The organism is Legionella saoudiensis (assembly GCF_001465875.1).
Taxonomy (GTDB): domain Bacteria; phylum Pseudomonadota; class Gammaproteobacteria; order Legionellales; family Legionellaceae; genus Legionella; species Legionella saoudiensis.
In genome coordinates this window covers 256,655-271,357 of the sequence record NZ_LN901320.1, presented here as the reverse complement: position 1 = coordinate 271,357, position 14,703 = coordinate 256,655, and the positions used below count along the sequence as shown (strand labels likewise).

The following is a 14,703-nucleotide window of genomic DNA, read 5'->3' as shown; positions in this document are numbered from 1 at the left end:
ACGATAACCCAATTCATTAACTATAATTATGTACTACGAAACTGATTTATGCTGCGCTTAAGCTAGTTTTAACTTAAGCTTAGCAGATCAACTAATTTCAGTTATTAGGCAATCTGCACACAAAAGTCAACAACTATTACAGATTTTTCAAATTATACGATACACTCCCAAGGTGAATTAGCATTCAAGGAGCACTCACATGACCATAGCCATTTTGGCAACAGGCGATGAAATCGTTCATGGAGATACCTTAAATACGAATGGCCATGAGCTAGCCCATGCCTTAAGTACTGAGGGTTTATCTTTAGGTTTCCAACTCTCTTGCAGCGATAAAGAAGTAGATATTATTAACTGTTTACAATTTTTGGCAGCAAATCATGACATTATCATCATTATTGGTGGGCTTGGACCAACTACTGATGATCTTACACGCTTTGCTTTAGCAAAGTTTACCGGAATTGAGCTGGTAGAACATGCGCAAGCCCTCGAACATATCAAAGAGCGCCTGAAACATATTAAGATCCCGTTAAATCAAGGAAATCGCCAACAGTGCCTCTTTCCTGCCGATGCCAAATTGCTTCCCAATCCTAATGGTAGTGCCATGGGGTGTTATTATCGTTGGAACGATAAGACATTTATTTTGCTTCCTGGCCCACCTAGGGAATGCTTACCTATGTTTAACGACTATGCCTTTCCTATGCTGCAAGAAACATCTCACAGTCAAAAGCAAATCCTAAAGTGGAAAGTTTTTGGCTTAGCTGAAAGCGAAATAGCCCAAACCTTAGAAGAAGCATTAGCCGCGGTTGAATGCCAAACCGGCTATCGTTGGGAGTCACCTTATATTGAATTCAAAGTGCGTTGCCGCCAAGAGGTTGTAGAACACATTAAGGCGATTGTCGACCCCATCGTTGCCCCCCATGTCATCAGCGCCGTCGATAAAAAAGCATCTGATGCGCTACGGGAGTTGATTAATATACGTAATGAACCCATTACGATTATTGATGAAGCAACGGGTGGTTTATTGCAAAATATTCTTAGCAGACCTGGATTACATCATTTAGTCAATTTTAGTGGGTTGGAAAAAACCAAGCCTTATTTCCATATCACCGGCTTAGAAGATTATTGGCAAAAAAAACCGATAACGGGTACGACCCAATTAACAATTCATTATCATGATGGACAAAAGGAAGGTACAGAAACATATACGATTCCCTACCGCACGCCCTCAGTACGTGAGCATGCGGCCGAGTGGTCAAGCTTCAGGATTGTTCAGCTCATCAATCAATTGCATCAAGGAGTAGCATAATTGCTGAGTTCCTTGACCGCTAATTGCAGAAATAGTGAATACTTTATCCTTCCAATTCAGGCCATCAACTATGGCCTGGATGCGCTCATTGCGAGTAGCTTCATCAGGCAGCATGTCAATTTTATTAAGGACGAGCCAACGAGGTTTTTGCACTAATTCAGGATTGTATTCCGCCAACTCATTAATAATTGCCTTGGCAGAAGCAACCGGATCACTCTCATCTAAAGGAGCAACATCAATTACATGCAAAAGCACACAGGTACGAGACAAATGTTTTAAGAAACGGTGGCCTAAACCGGCACCTGTTGAAGCACCTTCAATAAGCCCTGGGATATCAGCCATAACAAAGCTTTTATGCGAAGAGACGCTAACCACACCTAAACCGGGATGTAAGGTGGTAAAAGGATAATCCGCCACTTTTGCCTTAGAACTGGAAACAGCACGAATCAATGTGGATTTTCCAGCATTAGGTAAGCCAAGCAAACCAACATCCGCTAAAACGCGTAATTCAAGACGTAAGTGTCTTGACTCGCCAGGGCTTCCAGGGCTTGTTTGTCGTGGGGAGCGATTTACGCTGCTTTTATAACGGGTATTTCCCAAACCATGGAATCCCCCTTGAGCAATAAGTACAGGCACCCCTACTTTGTTAATGTCACCAAGTAGCTCACCGCTATCAACATCATAAATTAGCGTGCCAACAGGAACTTTAATGATTAAATCATCACCCTTTTTTCCCGAGCAGTTTCCGCCCATACCAGGTTGACCGTTTCCCGCTTTATAATGACGCATGTAGCGAAAATCAATGAGCGTATTTAGATCACTGCTGGCTTCGAAATAAACGCTGCCACCATCACCACCATCGCCACCATCAGGTCCACCACGAGGAATGAATTTTTCGCGTCTGAAGCTTAAGCAACCATTTCCACCATTACCGGCATCAACCCTAATAAGTGCTTCATCAACGAATTTCATGACTAACCTCAAAAATAAAAGAAAACTCTGTGTTGGACTGTGAGCGAGCAAAGAAATGAAGATATAAAACCTCATTCTTTCATTCGTAGTTTTCTGAAGCTTAATGCGCAGGTAGCCTGGTTGCAAGCAACCAGGCTACCTGTAAAGACAAATCTCTAGAACTTATATGTTCCTAGCTTGCAGCTTCTTGTTCAGCAACAATAGTTACATACTTACGATTTTTTTCGCCTTTAATTACGAATTTAACTAAACCTTCAACTAAGGCATATAAAGTATGATCGCGACCAACGCCAACACCTGGTCCTGCGTGGAAACGAGTACCACGTTGTCTTACAAGGATTTCACCTGCATTAACAAACTGGCCACCATAGCGCTTCACACCAAGGTACTTAGGATTCGAGTCGCGGCCGTTACGAGTACTACCACCTGCTTTTTTATGAGCCATTGCTATCCCCTCTTACTTGCTTATCGCAGTAATTTTAACTTGCGAATAATATTGTCTGTGCCCCATTTGTTTCATATGGTGCTTACGACGACGGAACTTGATGATTTTGACTTTCTTGTGACGGCCATGATCAAGTACTTCTGCTTTTACAATTGCTTTAGCAACAAATGGCGTACCGCAAACAATTTTGTCACCATCAGCTAACATTAAAACTTCTTCAAATTTAATTTCGTTGCCAACATCTTCAGGCAGCAATTCGATTTTAAGTACATCGCCTTCCTTTACGGTGTATTGCTTACCGCCAGTTTTGATTACCGCATACATAATTTTTCTCCAATTCGCCTGATTGGCTATCACAAATTCAATAAAGTCGCATATTCTATGAAATTATGCCAACGACTTCAAGTGCAATTTCTATTTATGTTCATTTTAAAATATTGTATACTTCGCCACCCTTTCCAGATTTTTTAGCAAAGTCTTTAAGGTACGCAATTATTTTGCAACCTTGAATATTTTGGCCAAGAGTGAAGAAATGTCAACATATTCTTGGATCTGGTATTTAATCTGGTCGCGGATTAAGTAAGGGCCATTTAATTTTTGGAGCATATAAATAATGTCAAATATTCTATTAGAAGCAGAAACAAGAACGGTTATGGGGAAAGGTGCGAGCCGCCGCCTACGTCGTCTTGAAAATAAAGTACCCGCTGTTATTTATGGCGGAGACAAAAAACCAATGTCTATTCTTTTCCCACACAACAAAGTAATCAAAGTATTAGAATCTGAAAGTACTTATTCTAGTGTTTTTGATATCACTATTGATGGAAAAGTAGAACACGTGATTTTAAAAGCATTGCAACGCCATCCATACAAGCCTTTAATCATGCATATGGACTTACAACGTGTTTCTAAGAAAGATGTTCTAGTTAAGTTAGTACCTCTCCATTTTATCAACGAGCAAAAAGCTCCTGGTATCAAGGCTGGTGGTATGATTAACCACACAATGACTCAAGTTGAAGTTCGTTGCCAAGCTAAAGATCTTCCAGAGTTCATTGAAGTTGATATGTCTAAAGTAGCGCTTGATGAGGTTGTTCATTTATCAGATCTGAAATTACCAAAAGGCGTAAACTTAACTGTTGATGTCACTGATGGTAGCCATGACGCTCCAGTTGTGAGCATTCATATGTCACGTGCAGGCGCAGTTGAAGAAGGAACAGAAGTTCCAGCATCTGCTGTACCTACCGTTGATTCAGAAGAGAAAGGTGAAGAGTAATTTTTCTCTGCGATTAGAGCCAGGCATGCCTGGCTCTGATTCCCTAAACCCCAAGAATTCTAATCCTACCTACTCATCATGGCGATAAAACTTATCATTGGTTTACGTAATCCAGGTACAGCTTATGAGCATACGCGTCATAATGCCGGTGGATGGCTTACAACAGCTTTGGCGCAACGACATAGCGCTACATTCAAATTAGAGAAAAAAATGCAGGCTGAGCTGGCTGAGCTTGAATTGAATAATCATTCAAGCAAACTGGTTTTACCACTAACATTTATGAATCATAGTGGACAACCCACTCGATTAATCAGTCAATTTTACCGTATTCAACCGGAAGAAATCTTAGTGGTTCATGACGAATTGGACTTACCTGCAGGACGAATTAAATTAAAAACCGGTGGTGGACATGGCGGACACAATGGTCTAAGAGACATTATTGCCCAAATAGGCAGCCCCAATTTCCATCGTTTACGCATTGGTATAGGCCACCCTGGACATAAAGACTTAGTGCATCAATATGTGCTTAATAAACCGTCTACCCAGGACAGGCAACATATTTTTGATGCAATCGATAGAGGCATCGCAGCAATGCCCTTACTTTTATCTGGTGATATTTCCAGGGCAATGAATCAATTAAACGCTTAACAGAGGTATTATTCATGGGATTTAAATGTGGAATCGTAGGCTTACCCAACGTGGGTAAATCAACTCTTTTTAATGCCCTAACTAAGGCAGGCATTGAAGCAGCAAATTACCCTTTTTGTACCATTGAACCGAATGTGGGTATTGTAACCGTTCCCGATCCACGCCTTGATGCCTTAAGTGAGATTGTTAAACCACAGCAAATACTTCCTACAACCATGCAATTCGTTGACATCGCCGGTATTGTAAAAGGCGCCTCCAAAGGCGAAGGTCTAGGTAACCAGTTTTTAGCTAATATTCGTGAAACCGATGCCATTGCTCATGTGGTGCGTTGCTTTGAAAATACCGATGTCATTCACGTGGAAGGCCGCGTTGATCCTTTAAGCGATATTGAAGTGATTAACACTGAATTGGCTTTAGCCGATATGGAAGCAGTTGAAAAGGCCATGCTAAAAGCAGGCAAAAACAGCCGCAGCGGTAATAAAGAAGCCCTTGCAGAAATGAAAGCTTTGGAAAAAATTAAAGCTCATTTAGACGAAGGTCATCCAGTACGTACTTTAGAATTAACCACTGATGAAGAGCTAATTGCACGTCGTTTATTCTTACTGACAGCAAAACCCGTTCTTTATATTGCCAATGTTAATGATGATGGTTATGAAAATAATCCGTTATTGGATAAGGTTCGCGAGCTAGCGATGCGTGAAAAGGCCAGTATTGTTGCTTTATGCGCGGCTACGGAAGCTGAACTGGTTGAGCTTGATGATGAGGATCGTAAAGAGTTTATGGAAGGCCTTGGGTTAAGCGAACCGGGTCTGCATAAAGTAATTCGTGCAGGATATGACCTTCTAGGATTACAGACTTATTTTACTGCCGGTGTTAAAGAGGTACGAGCCTGGACTATTCATAAAGGCGCCACCGCCCCGCAAGCAGCAGGGGTAATTCATACCGATTTTGAGAAAGGATTTATCCGAGCTGAAGTAATCGCTTATAATGATTTTATCAGTTATCGCGGTGAACAAGGTGCCAAAGAAGCAGGAAAACTGCGTCTTGAAGGCAAAGAGTATATTGTTTGCGATGGCGATGTAATGCATTTCCGGTTTAATGTGTAGCACCTACACACATTGGTAAATGGAGCATCTGCCGTGAATTTCATTTCAAGGCAGATACTACTTTTTGTCTTATATCTCTACAATTTACCTGAGGTTTTCACCATTAGCTGAATGGATGCCTTGACAATTACCCGGTACAACTTTAGCATTTGCTGATTGAATGGTTGAGGAAAAACAATGACGATTGAGAGTATACGCGAAACAGTAATTGATGATTTTAACGCGGTTAATGCTTTAATTGTTAATAAAATTGAATCACAAATAGGTTTAATTGATGATATGTCTCACCATGTCATTGAAAGCGGCGGTAAACGCTTGCGTCCTCTATTGGTGCTATTAGCCAGTAATGCTTGTGGTTATCAAGGTCAAAATCATGTTGCTTTAGCGGCTATGGTCGAATTCTTTCATACTGCTACCTTATTACATGATGATGTGGTCGATGAATCCACGTTAAGAAGAGGCCGTGAAACCGCAAATAATATTTGGGGAAGCAAGGCCAGCATCTTAGTTGGTGATTATTTATTTACTCAATCTATCCAGTTAATGGTGGATTCCGGCAATGCTGCTATTCTAAAACTTTTTGCTAATACGGCGTTGGAAATCAGTTGTGGTGAAGTCAAACAATTAACAAATCGTCATAATCCAACTCTGACCTTTGATGAATATTTTGATGTTATTCGCGCAAAAACTGCTTTGTTATTTGCGGCGTCCGCCTGTATTGGTCCGATGCTAAGTGGCGCATCTCAAGAAGTCCAGGATAGCCTTTATGCTTATGGGTTACATTTGGGGAATGCCTTCCAACTTATTGATGATGCCTTGGATTATTGCTCGGATGCCAAAACTATTGGTAAAAACATTGGCGACGACTTAGCAGATGGTAAAGCCACCTTACCCTTAATTCATGCCTTGCAACATGGCTCGGAGTTACAAAAACAACAAATTACCGACAGTTTAAAAAAGGGAAGCCTGGAATTTTTACCAGAAATTCTTGTTGCGCTTGAAGAAACGAAAGCAATTGAATATACCAAAAAGGTTGCCGCCCAGGAAATTGATACCGCCCTATCTCATTTAGTGATTTTACCCGAATCACAATATAAAGACGCCTTAGCTAAGCTCGCGAATTTTGCCCTGCAAAGAAGCTATTAAAAGTGTAGAGCTTGTAAGCCATTACACTACAGCTAAGCTATGCTTCTGCCCTAACCTCTGGGGGCATTTGCAACTCGGCGTTAAAATGTTGATGCGTTGCATACAAGGCATTCTCTGAGTTCGTACCGGCAAAAAAGAAAATACGGCCTGTAGCTTTATAATGAATAGCATGAGCAGCACCCAAAGTTAAAACTGCAAAGAAATTAGTAACCACCATTAAAATAAATCTCATCATTTGCGACTGAGCGTCGCGATCATGACAAAGTACTCCCTGTATATAACGGTCTTTGGCTTTCTCTAATGCGGCAATTAAGGCCTGAGCCTCTGCTTTTATAGGATGCGCTCGCTGATAATAACTCCTTAACGCTTGATAACATTCCCCCAGATACAGGGGAGATGATTTACAGGCTTTTTGATGTTTTTCTGAAGCAGTTTTTAAGTTTTTTAAAATCTGATGATTCGCCTCGTGGATTTTTAATACCCCATTACAAAATTTCTCATTGCCAATAAGCTCCAAATAATCAGCAATGTTTAATTGGGCTTCCAAAAGAGCAAACACGGTCATTAATTGTTTTTGCGTTAAGGCATTATTTTGTCTTATAAATCGATTTAAGCAGGTTTCGGAGCTCACTTTTGCAAGTAAGTTGATTTGCTCATGAGCCTGTAAATACTCAATCAATGGAGCAATTTTAATTCCTGTTCGATATAGAAGATTTATCGCCCCCAAAAAAGGCATCGGGTTTACCGGTTTATATTGCCTAATTAGTTCTTCGCGGAGACTTCCTAAATAACTAATAACCTGAGCATAATATTGACGGCCAGAAAAGCATGCGCATTGCTCTAAAACATAATGCATTGCAGCAAACAATTCGAGCGTGTTGATGTTATCCAAACTACCTAGCCCCGCACTAATTTTATTAAGCACCGCTAAGGCCATTATTTGATATTCCAAACCTAAAGAAGTGCTTGCTTGCGCATGCATTAATAAAACTGAAACTAACTCCTCTGCACTGTATTGCTGGGCAATATAGATTTGTGAGGCGAGAATAAGGCAATCAATATGATCGGAAGCATCTGCACTAATTCGGTGATACTTCCCCACCCCTATTTTAGTAAAACTAAAATGACCAAAACTATCGCGTAGTTCAATAATATTTCGCGTAATATTATTGAAGGAAGCATGTTGCGACGTAGTAAAATACAATTGATTTAAATTTGGTAGCATGTCTTTATGAGTGACTATATCCTTATTGCTTAATAAGGATTCTATTAATAGGTTTCTTAACAGTGCGCCATTACTAAAATGCTGCTGTTTAATTTCCTCTAACAAGCTACCACAAATACTACTAATAAAAGCGCCAATGCGCATATCTACATGATGATTAAAATCATATTGCGCATTTTGTTGCATCATCCGAATTAATTCTTCTGCATAACTACGTTTAGCACAAAGACCTAAAACACGTCCGTATTGCGCTTGATCGCTATGAATCAAACCAAACTTTTGGTGACTTTCATGAAGAATAATTGAAAGCTCGCCCGTTTCGATTAAGGTCTGCACTGCGGGAGTTAATTGCAAATTAGAATACAACGCCGTAGTCGCATCAACAATAATAGTTAAGGGTTTGTTGCGTTTTTTTTGAATCATTTTGCGGGTCACAAAGTGATTAATATCTACTCCGGGAGTCAACCCATCTTTATTAACCATAGGTCCCGCAGAAAGAATATAAATATCTGCATCTGATTCAGTGAGATTTTTTTTGGTAATATGCGCAAACTCATAATAACTGGGCGCGCATACTTTAACCTTGGGTTCAGCACCCGTATGCGTCTGCATCTGCCTGGCTAATTGCATGGCTAAGGCATAAGCATTAGTGCCAGACAGTGTAGGGAGGGCGACAAAATGCGAACTAGCAATCTGTTCCTCTTTAAGAGCAAACGAACTAAGAAATGTTTTTTTGGACTCACTAATAAATGCACTAAAACTATCTGTCAGAAACGATACATCTGTTTGTTTTAATAAGGCCAAACTAATCTCATGAATAATGACGTAAATACAAAATGCATAACGTGGGTAGTGGTATTCATAAAAAGTATTGGTTAACTCTAGCAGCAAACCAATGCGCCTGATTGCATCAGGAGGCATTTCGGGTAATGCTTGAACTAATTTAACAAGACTAGCAGCCAGTAATCGCGTAGGATGCCGGCTACTTGTAGCAATCTTTAATATTTTTTCCCATACGCGGCTTTGTTTCAACTCTTCCCTGGTTTCTGGTAAATCATCAAGCCATGAAATTTCTGGGCCTATAGGCTCTGGATAAAGTTCTTTTTTAATATTTTGGGCGATTTCCCAAGGCGATGCAACAACACCACAGGCGCGGACAATCTCCTTTATTTTAAGTATTTGTCCAAAGTTGCAGCGTGGAATTACTAACAAGCCAATACTATGGTTTACATTTTTAATTAATTCAACAGGTGTTTTAAGTAGGGGAAAATGATTCTTTATGATGTCTTCGATAGGGGTATTTTTTAATAAGCTTACTGGCATGTACTCATTAACGCTCTCCAGCTCTGGTTCAATTTGAAATTGCCGGAGTAATTGCTGTAAAAAAATCGTAGGTAAATCATCATCACGATGATAATAGGCACGAATTTGGATATAAGGATTTGTGGTTTTATATTTAGAATTTGCGGGTAATTCGGCTGCATGACGCCCAAACATAACCCTAGATAATAAACGCTGCTCATCGTTTAAAGATATCATTGATAAATACGTGTTATAGGGATCTTGAATAAACTTGCGATGGAGTTGTCTTTTTCGCCACATCCGTTGAACACATTTAGCCGCATACTCTTGTTGCAAGAGCTCCAATTCTGAGGTTAATGGTGCATCTTTTTGTTCTTGATTCATTAACTGAAGTAAAGCCGCTGTATTCCCGCTGATTTGTTGTTTTAAGTAAGTGAATAAAAACTGTAATGAACTATTTGAATCAAAAAAATCATTCATATTGCATCTTAGGTTCGCACATTGATAATATTGTGCGTTAATTCGAATCAAATAACTTTAGCAAGGATATAGAAAAGAAGGAATATCATTTGATCTAAATTCAGTAGCTTACACCTGTTTACTACACATGAATTTAATAATTAAAAATACGTGGCCCTAATTCATCCTCATAACCAAATTCATGTAAGTCTTTTAAGCGATAAGTAAAGAGGATTCCATCAAGATGATCGCACTCATGCTGAATAATCCTGGCATGAAATCCTTCAGCAATCCCAGTAATAAAATTGCCTTGCGCATCATAGCCACTGTATTCAATTTTTTTATAACGTGATACCAAACCACGCAAACATGGAAGACTCAAACACCCCTCCCAACCATCAACCATTTCATCAGAAATTACTTTATAAGAAGGATTAATTAAAACGGTAAAAGGAACAGGTTTTGCATTTGGATAACGTTTACTTTTCTCAAATCCCAGCATGATAATTCTTTTATTACAACCTACCTGTGGCGCAGTAATGCCTACCCCCCCTTTCTCTTCCATGGTATCTCTCATATTTTGCAGTAATGTGACAATTTCCGGATGTGCATGGATTGGATTAAAATCAATAAGAGGTGTTGAAGGAATTCCTAATTGTTTGCTACCCATTTTTACAATCGCTTGTGTTGACATGACTGGTTCCTGGGTTGGTTGACTAATTAACAGCTCTGGGCCTTACGTAAAAAGAGGATCTTTTTTTAATTATAGAATTTAATTGGAAGAAAAAAAGTAAACTTTACTAATTATAGATCAAATAACATATTTAATTTGGGTTTTACCACATACCCAGCCCAAACTGGCAATGAGATAGCTAAGTGACTTTAGTAATAAATAGGATTGAGCAGGTTTAATTCATTTCATATCGATGGAGTAAAAGCATTTGATGAAAATAATTATGGAATAGCTAAAGATTTTTTTCTTCAAGCAATTGGTATAAATCCAGAAGTAGCAGAAAGCTATCTTTATTTAGGAAAATGTTTCTTTTTTGGGGTGATGAAAAACAACAAGCTATTTCTCTTTAAAAAAATTCATTGAATTAAGACAAAGTAATTCAGATGAAGTAGCCAATGTTTCTTATGCATTCATTTATTAGGTCAATGTTATGAAGCGGAAAACATGGACACTGCGGCACTAAGATGTTATGAGATGGCAACCAAAATTTATGGTGCTTCTTCTTTGAACAGAAGAATATAGTAAGCAATTTTAGTTACGCAATACAATATTACCGAAAAGCATTATCAGTATGTCATGAACAAGATTTCGCATTAAGAAACATTATTTTATCCAACCTTACAGAATTACTAAAAAAGAGCTGCTTACTTATTATGAAACAGTCAGTGATTATATTTTGCCTTATATTTCGTTAAGGCCTTTGACACCATTAAAGAGTTCACTCATGTTTTTGTGAAGTTTTTAGAAAAATTAAAGCCTAATGAATACATCAGCACCATGACTAAATCCAAACGCGCAGGGAAAATATTCATCGATTATTTAAGAAATCAACGAACGGCTACTGCGATTAGCGCCTACTCAACCTGCGACCGGCCTCATGCCCCAGTGAGTACACCGCTTGCCTGGGATGAGTTAAGCAAAAAAAACTGAAGAAAATAGCTATACGATAAAAACATTACCCAAACGGCTTGAGCAATTGACCGAAGATCCCTGGAAGGATTTTTGGCTAGTGAAACAATCTTTACGATTGGATCAGCTCTAGGTGGTATCTATTATTAAGAGAGTAACTCTTCGTACTTAGGGAGGCATCATGGCGAAATCAATTTGGAAAGGCGACATTTATATTGGGCTGATATCTATCCCTGTTTCTTGTATTCCATCACCCCGAAATACTGTGAGGATCTCTTGAATGTCGCATTGCACTACGCTCAGGAGATCCCTCCTCGTAAACTCCTTAGGATGGCATACCTATTTTGATGCATTCCATACCACCTAAATAAGGCCGCAAAGCCATCGGGATATGAATGTTACCCTCTTGATCCTGGTAGTTTTCCATCAAGGCCACTAAAGTTCGACCTACGGCAAGACCTGAACCATTTAAGGTATGAACTGGTTCTATATCACGTTCTTCATTACGTCTATAACGCGCTTTCATGCGACGAGCTTGGAATGATTCCATATTCGAACAAGAAGAAATTTCACGATACATATTCTGGCTTGGCAACCATACTTCGATGTCATAAGTTTTTGCAGCACTAGGCCCCATATCACCAGAGCACAAGGTTACTACTCGATAAGGTAATTCCAAACGTTGTAAAATTGTTTCTGCATGCTTAACTAACTGTTCTAAAGCATTATATGATTCTTCCGGTTTTGTTACCCACACCAACTCTACCTTTTCGAATTGATGCTGACGAATCATCCCTTTAGTATCTTTGCCGTAAGAACCCGCCTCACTACGAAAACAAGGGGTATGGCATGCGTATTGCATTGGTAACATATCTTCGCTAAGTAAGGTATCACGAACCGTATTTGTCACAGGGATTTCAGCGGTTGGGATTAAGTAATACCCTTGATCACCAGTTAACTTAAATAAATCCTCTTCAAACTTGGGTAATTGTCCTGTACCTAAGAGACTGTCTGCATTAACAATATAAGGAACATAAATTTCCTGATAGCCATGATGTTGAGTATGAATATCCAACATAAATTGAATCAAAGCCCGATGTAACCGAGCTAATTGATTACGCATCACGACAAAACGACTGCCCGTTAACTTAGCAGCCATTGCAAAATCCATTTGCCCTAATGCCTCACCAAGCTCATCATGTGACTTTACGGGAAAGTCAAAACTAGGAATTGTTCCCCAGCGTCTCACTTCCACATTATCATTTTCATCGACACCAACAGGTACTGATTCATGGGGGATATTAGGCAGGCGCAAGGCAATGGCCTCGATTTGCTGTAATAAATCATCCAGCTCCTGCTTTTTTTGCTCTAACTCGGCTCCAATGCGATTCACTTCTTCACGCATAGGTTCAATATCTTCACCACGAGATTTAGCAATACCAATGGCTTTGGAACGGGTGTTTCGCTCATTTTGCAAAGCTTGGGTTGCTACTTGCAATTCTTTACGCTTTTCATCTAGCGATGTAAATGAAGCAATATCAAATTGAAAACCACGCTTTAACAACTGGGAGGCAACGAATTGAGGATCATCTCGTAATAGTTGAATATCTAACATAGGCTGTCACTCTAACTTATGATGTATTGTTAAGGAGCAGCCCTTTAACCTAGTTCCCGCGGCTTGCCCACGAATCCGGGATATTCATGGATATCTCAGACAAAGTCGCAGCATCTAGGCAATTTTGAGGGCTGACCTTTACATTGTTTGTATCAAATCCGGTTTGATATATCCGCCCACTTATCAATGAAGTAGGTAGTCTTTAAATTTATCGTACAATACCACGCGTTGATCGATTTAATAAGTCAATCATCGGAATCACTTCAGGACATTCATTCTGCATCAGCTCCAGCTCAGCAATTGATTGTTGTACTGTGAGCCCTTTGCGGTAAATCACTTTATACGCTCGGCGTAGTGAATTAATTGCTTCAGAAGAAAATCCGCGGCGCCGTAAACCTACAGTATTAATCCCATACACCGAAGAAGTATATCCAGCAACCATAATATACGGAAGTACATCTTTAGAAACATACGTAGCTCGAGCAATAAAGGCATAAGCGCCTACATGACAAAACTGATGTACTGCAGCATAACCACCAATAATGGCATAGTCATCAACCGTTACATGCCCAGATAAGGCGCCATAACTAATAAGAATAATGTTATTACCGAGCATGCAATCATGGCCAACGTGGGTATAAGCCATTAAGAAATTATTATTACCAATACGCGTCACTCCGCCGCCTTTGACCGTGCCGCGGTTAATCATACAATATTCACGAATAATATTATTATCACCTATTTCCAGGCGCGTAGACTCGCCTTTATAAGTGACATCTTGTGGCTCATCACCTAAAGAGGCGAACTGGAAAATTTTATTATTTTTACCAATGGTCGTTGGACCTTTAAGCACTGCATAAGGACCTATCCAGGTATTCTCACCGATTTCCACTTCTGCACCAATCACTGCGCCAGGACCTACAGTTACACCTTTCGCTAGTTTAGCAGATGGGTGAATTATTGCTCTTTCATCTATCACTTTTGAATTTCCTTTGCCGCACTTAATAAATCCGCAGAACAGGCCAGTTTATCGCCTACATAAGCTTCGCCATGCATACGCCAAAACGCTTTTTTCCTTCCTAAGAATTTTACTTCCAAGCGTAATTGATCTCCCGGAGTAACTACATGTTTAAATTTTGCGTTATCAATGCCTGCAAAAAAATGCAGTACATTATCCGCATGATCATGAGATACTGCTGCTAAAATTCCACTTGCTTGTGCTAACGCTTCAAGCATTAACACACCTGGCATTACTGGATTTTCTGGGAAATGACCCGTAAAAAAGTTCTCATTAACCGTAACATTTTTTATCGCAGTCAAATAATCAAAAACTTTGTAATCTAATACCCTATCAACCAACATCATTGGGTAACGGTGAGGCAACAAATTAAAAATTTGTTTGATATCTAATATAGATTCGCTCATTCTTATTTTCCTGTTTTAGTATCAGGTTTGGGTATGATTGAACAGAATATTCAATTACACCTTTTGGACTTTGTAAAAAGAGGAGACATTATCCTGCTTTAATCAGTCCAAAGCAATTATTAATATTAAGGTTGATTTATAT

At 39.5% G+C, this 14,703-nt stretch carries 14 protein-coding genes; 6 read left to right on the top strand and 8 right to left on the bottom strand.

Annotation, left to right across the window (positions count from 1 at the left end; genetic code table 11):
• The first annotated feature begins 199 nt into the window (after window positions 1–199).
• Window positions 200–1,306 carry a competence/damage-inducible protein A gene (locus BN3124_RS02220; protein ID WP_058533227.1) on the top strand — a complete coding sequence of 369 codons (1,107 nt, stop codon included), beginning with the start codon at window positions 200–202 and terminating at the stop codon, window positions 1,304–1,306.
• Here the strand turns inward: BN3124_RS02220 and cgtA are convergent.
• The 3 genes from cgtA to rplU all read right to left on the bottom strand — a co-directional run bounded on the left by cgtA (window position 1,253) and on the right by rplU (window position 3,047).
• Complete coding sequence (cgtA, locus tag BN3124_RS02215) at window positions 1,253–2,278, bottom strand: Obg family GTPase CgtA (protein ID WP_058533226.1); 1,026 nt, start codon at window positions 2,276–2,278, stop codon at window positions 1,253–1,255. The genes BN3124_RS02220 and cgtA overlap by 54 nt on opposite strands.
• A 172-nt stretch (window positions 2,279–2,450) precedes the next feature.
• Window positions 2,451–2,723 carry a 50S ribosomal protein L27 gene (gene rpmA / locus BN3124_RS02210; protein WP_058533225.1) on the bottom strand — a complete coding sequence of 91 codons (273 nt, stop codon included), beginning with the start codon at window positions 2,721–2,723 and terminating at the stop codon, window positions 2,451–2,453.
• A gap of 12 nt (window positions 2,724–2,735) precedes the next feature.
• Entirely contained in the window at window positions 2,736–3,047 is a 312-nt protein-coding gene (gene rplU, locus BN3124_RS02205; RefSeq protein ID WP_058533224.1) for a 50S ribosomal protein L21, read from the bottom strand.
• A gap of 289 nt (window positions 3,048–3,336) precedes the next feature.
• Between rplU and BN3124_RS02200 the strand changes: the two genes are divergently transcribed.
• From BN3124_RS02200 to BN3124_RS02185, 4 genes are all read left to right on the top strand, one after another.
• Window positions 3,337–3,993 carry a 50S ribosomal protein L25/general stress protein Ctc gene (locus tag BN3124_RS02200; RefSeq protein ID WP_058533223.1) on the top strand — a complete coding sequence of 219 codons (657 nt, stop codon included), beginning with the start codon at window positions 3,337–3,339 and terminating at the stop codon, window positions 3,991–3,993.
• 78 nt (window positions 3,994–4,071) lie between these two features.
• The gene (gene pth / locus BN3124_RS02195) at window positions 4,072–4,641 is read left to right on the top strand and encodes an aminoacyl-tRNA hydrolase (protein WP_058533222.1); all 570 of its coding nucleotides are present in this window, start codon (window positions 4,072–4,074) and stop codon (window positions 4,639–4,641) included.
• A 14-nt stretch (window positions 4,642–4,655) separates the two neighbouring features.
• Window positions 4,656–5,747 (top strand): redox-regulated ATPase YchF, encoded by a 1,092-nt coding sequence (ychF, locus tag BN3124_RS02190; protein WP_058533221.1) that lies wholly within the window; start codon window positions 4,656–4,658, stop codon window positions 5,745–5,747.
• 177 nt (window positions 5,748–5,924) lie between these two features.
• Window positions 5,925–6,893, top strand: a complete 969-nt coding sequence (locus BN3124_RS02185) for a polyprenyl synthetase family protein (RefSeq protein ID WP_058533220.1) — start codon at window positions 5,925–5,927, stop codon at window positions 6,891–6,893.
• 37 nt (window positions 6,894–6,930) lie between these two features.
• On the opposite strand, the gene BN3124_RS02180 is transcribed toward BN3124_RS02185, so the two are convergent.
• Both BN3124_RS02180 and def read right to left on the bottom strand, forming a co-directional pair.
• Entirely contained in the window at window positions 6,931–9,900 is a 2,970-nt protein-coding gene (locus BN3124_RS02180; protein WP_058533219.1) for a hypothetical protein, read from the bottom strand.
• 133 nt (window positions 9,901–10,033) lie between these two features.
• Window positions 10,034–10,573 carry a peptide deformylase gene (gene def / locus BN3124_RS02175; protein WP_058533218.1) on the bottom strand — a complete coding sequence of 180 codons (540 nt, stop codon included), beginning with the start codon at window positions 10,571–10,573 and terminating at the stop codon, window positions 10,034–10,036.
• Window positions 10,574–11,344: 771 nt separating this feature from the next.
• Between def and ligD the strand changes: the two genes are divergently transcribed.
• Window positions 11,345–11,542 carry a non-homologous end-joining DNA ligase LigD gene (gene ligD, locus BN3124_RS17270; RefSeq protein WP_058533216.1) on the top strand — a complete coding sequence of 66 codons (198 nt, stop codon included), beginning with the start codon at window positions 11,345–11,347 and terminating at the stop codon, window positions 11,540–11,542.
• A gap of 304 nt (window positions 11,543–11,846) precedes the next feature.
• On the opposite strand, the gene serS is transcribed toward ligD, so the two are convergent.
• From serS to fabZ, 3 genes are all read right to left on the bottom strand, one after another.
• On the bottom strand, window positions 11,847–13,136 hold the full coding sequence (serS, locus tag BN3124_RS02160; protein WP_058533215.1) for a serine--tRNA ligase: 1,290 nt from the start codon (window positions 13,134–13,136) through the stop codon (window positions 11,847–11,849).
• A 208-nt stretch (window positions 13,137–13,344) separates the two neighbouring features.
• On the bottom strand, window positions 13,345–14,115 hold the full coding sequence (lpxA, locus tag BN3124_RS02155; protein WP_058533214.1) for an acyl-ACP--UDP-N-acetylglucosamine O-acyltransferase: 771 nt from the start codon (window positions 14,113–14,115) through the stop codon (window positions 13,345–13,347).
• Window positions 14,112–14,561 carry a 3-hydroxyacyl-ACP dehydratase FabZ gene (gene fabZ, locus BN3124_RS02150; RefSeq protein ID WP_058533213.1) on the bottom strand — a complete coding sequence of 150 codons (450 nt, stop codon included), beginning with the start codon at window positions 14,559–14,561 and terminating at the stop codon, window positions 14,112–14,114. The genes lpxA and fabZ overlap by 4 nt, the downstream gene beginning before the upstream one ends.
• Window positions 14,562–14,703 lie beyond the last annotated feature (142 nt).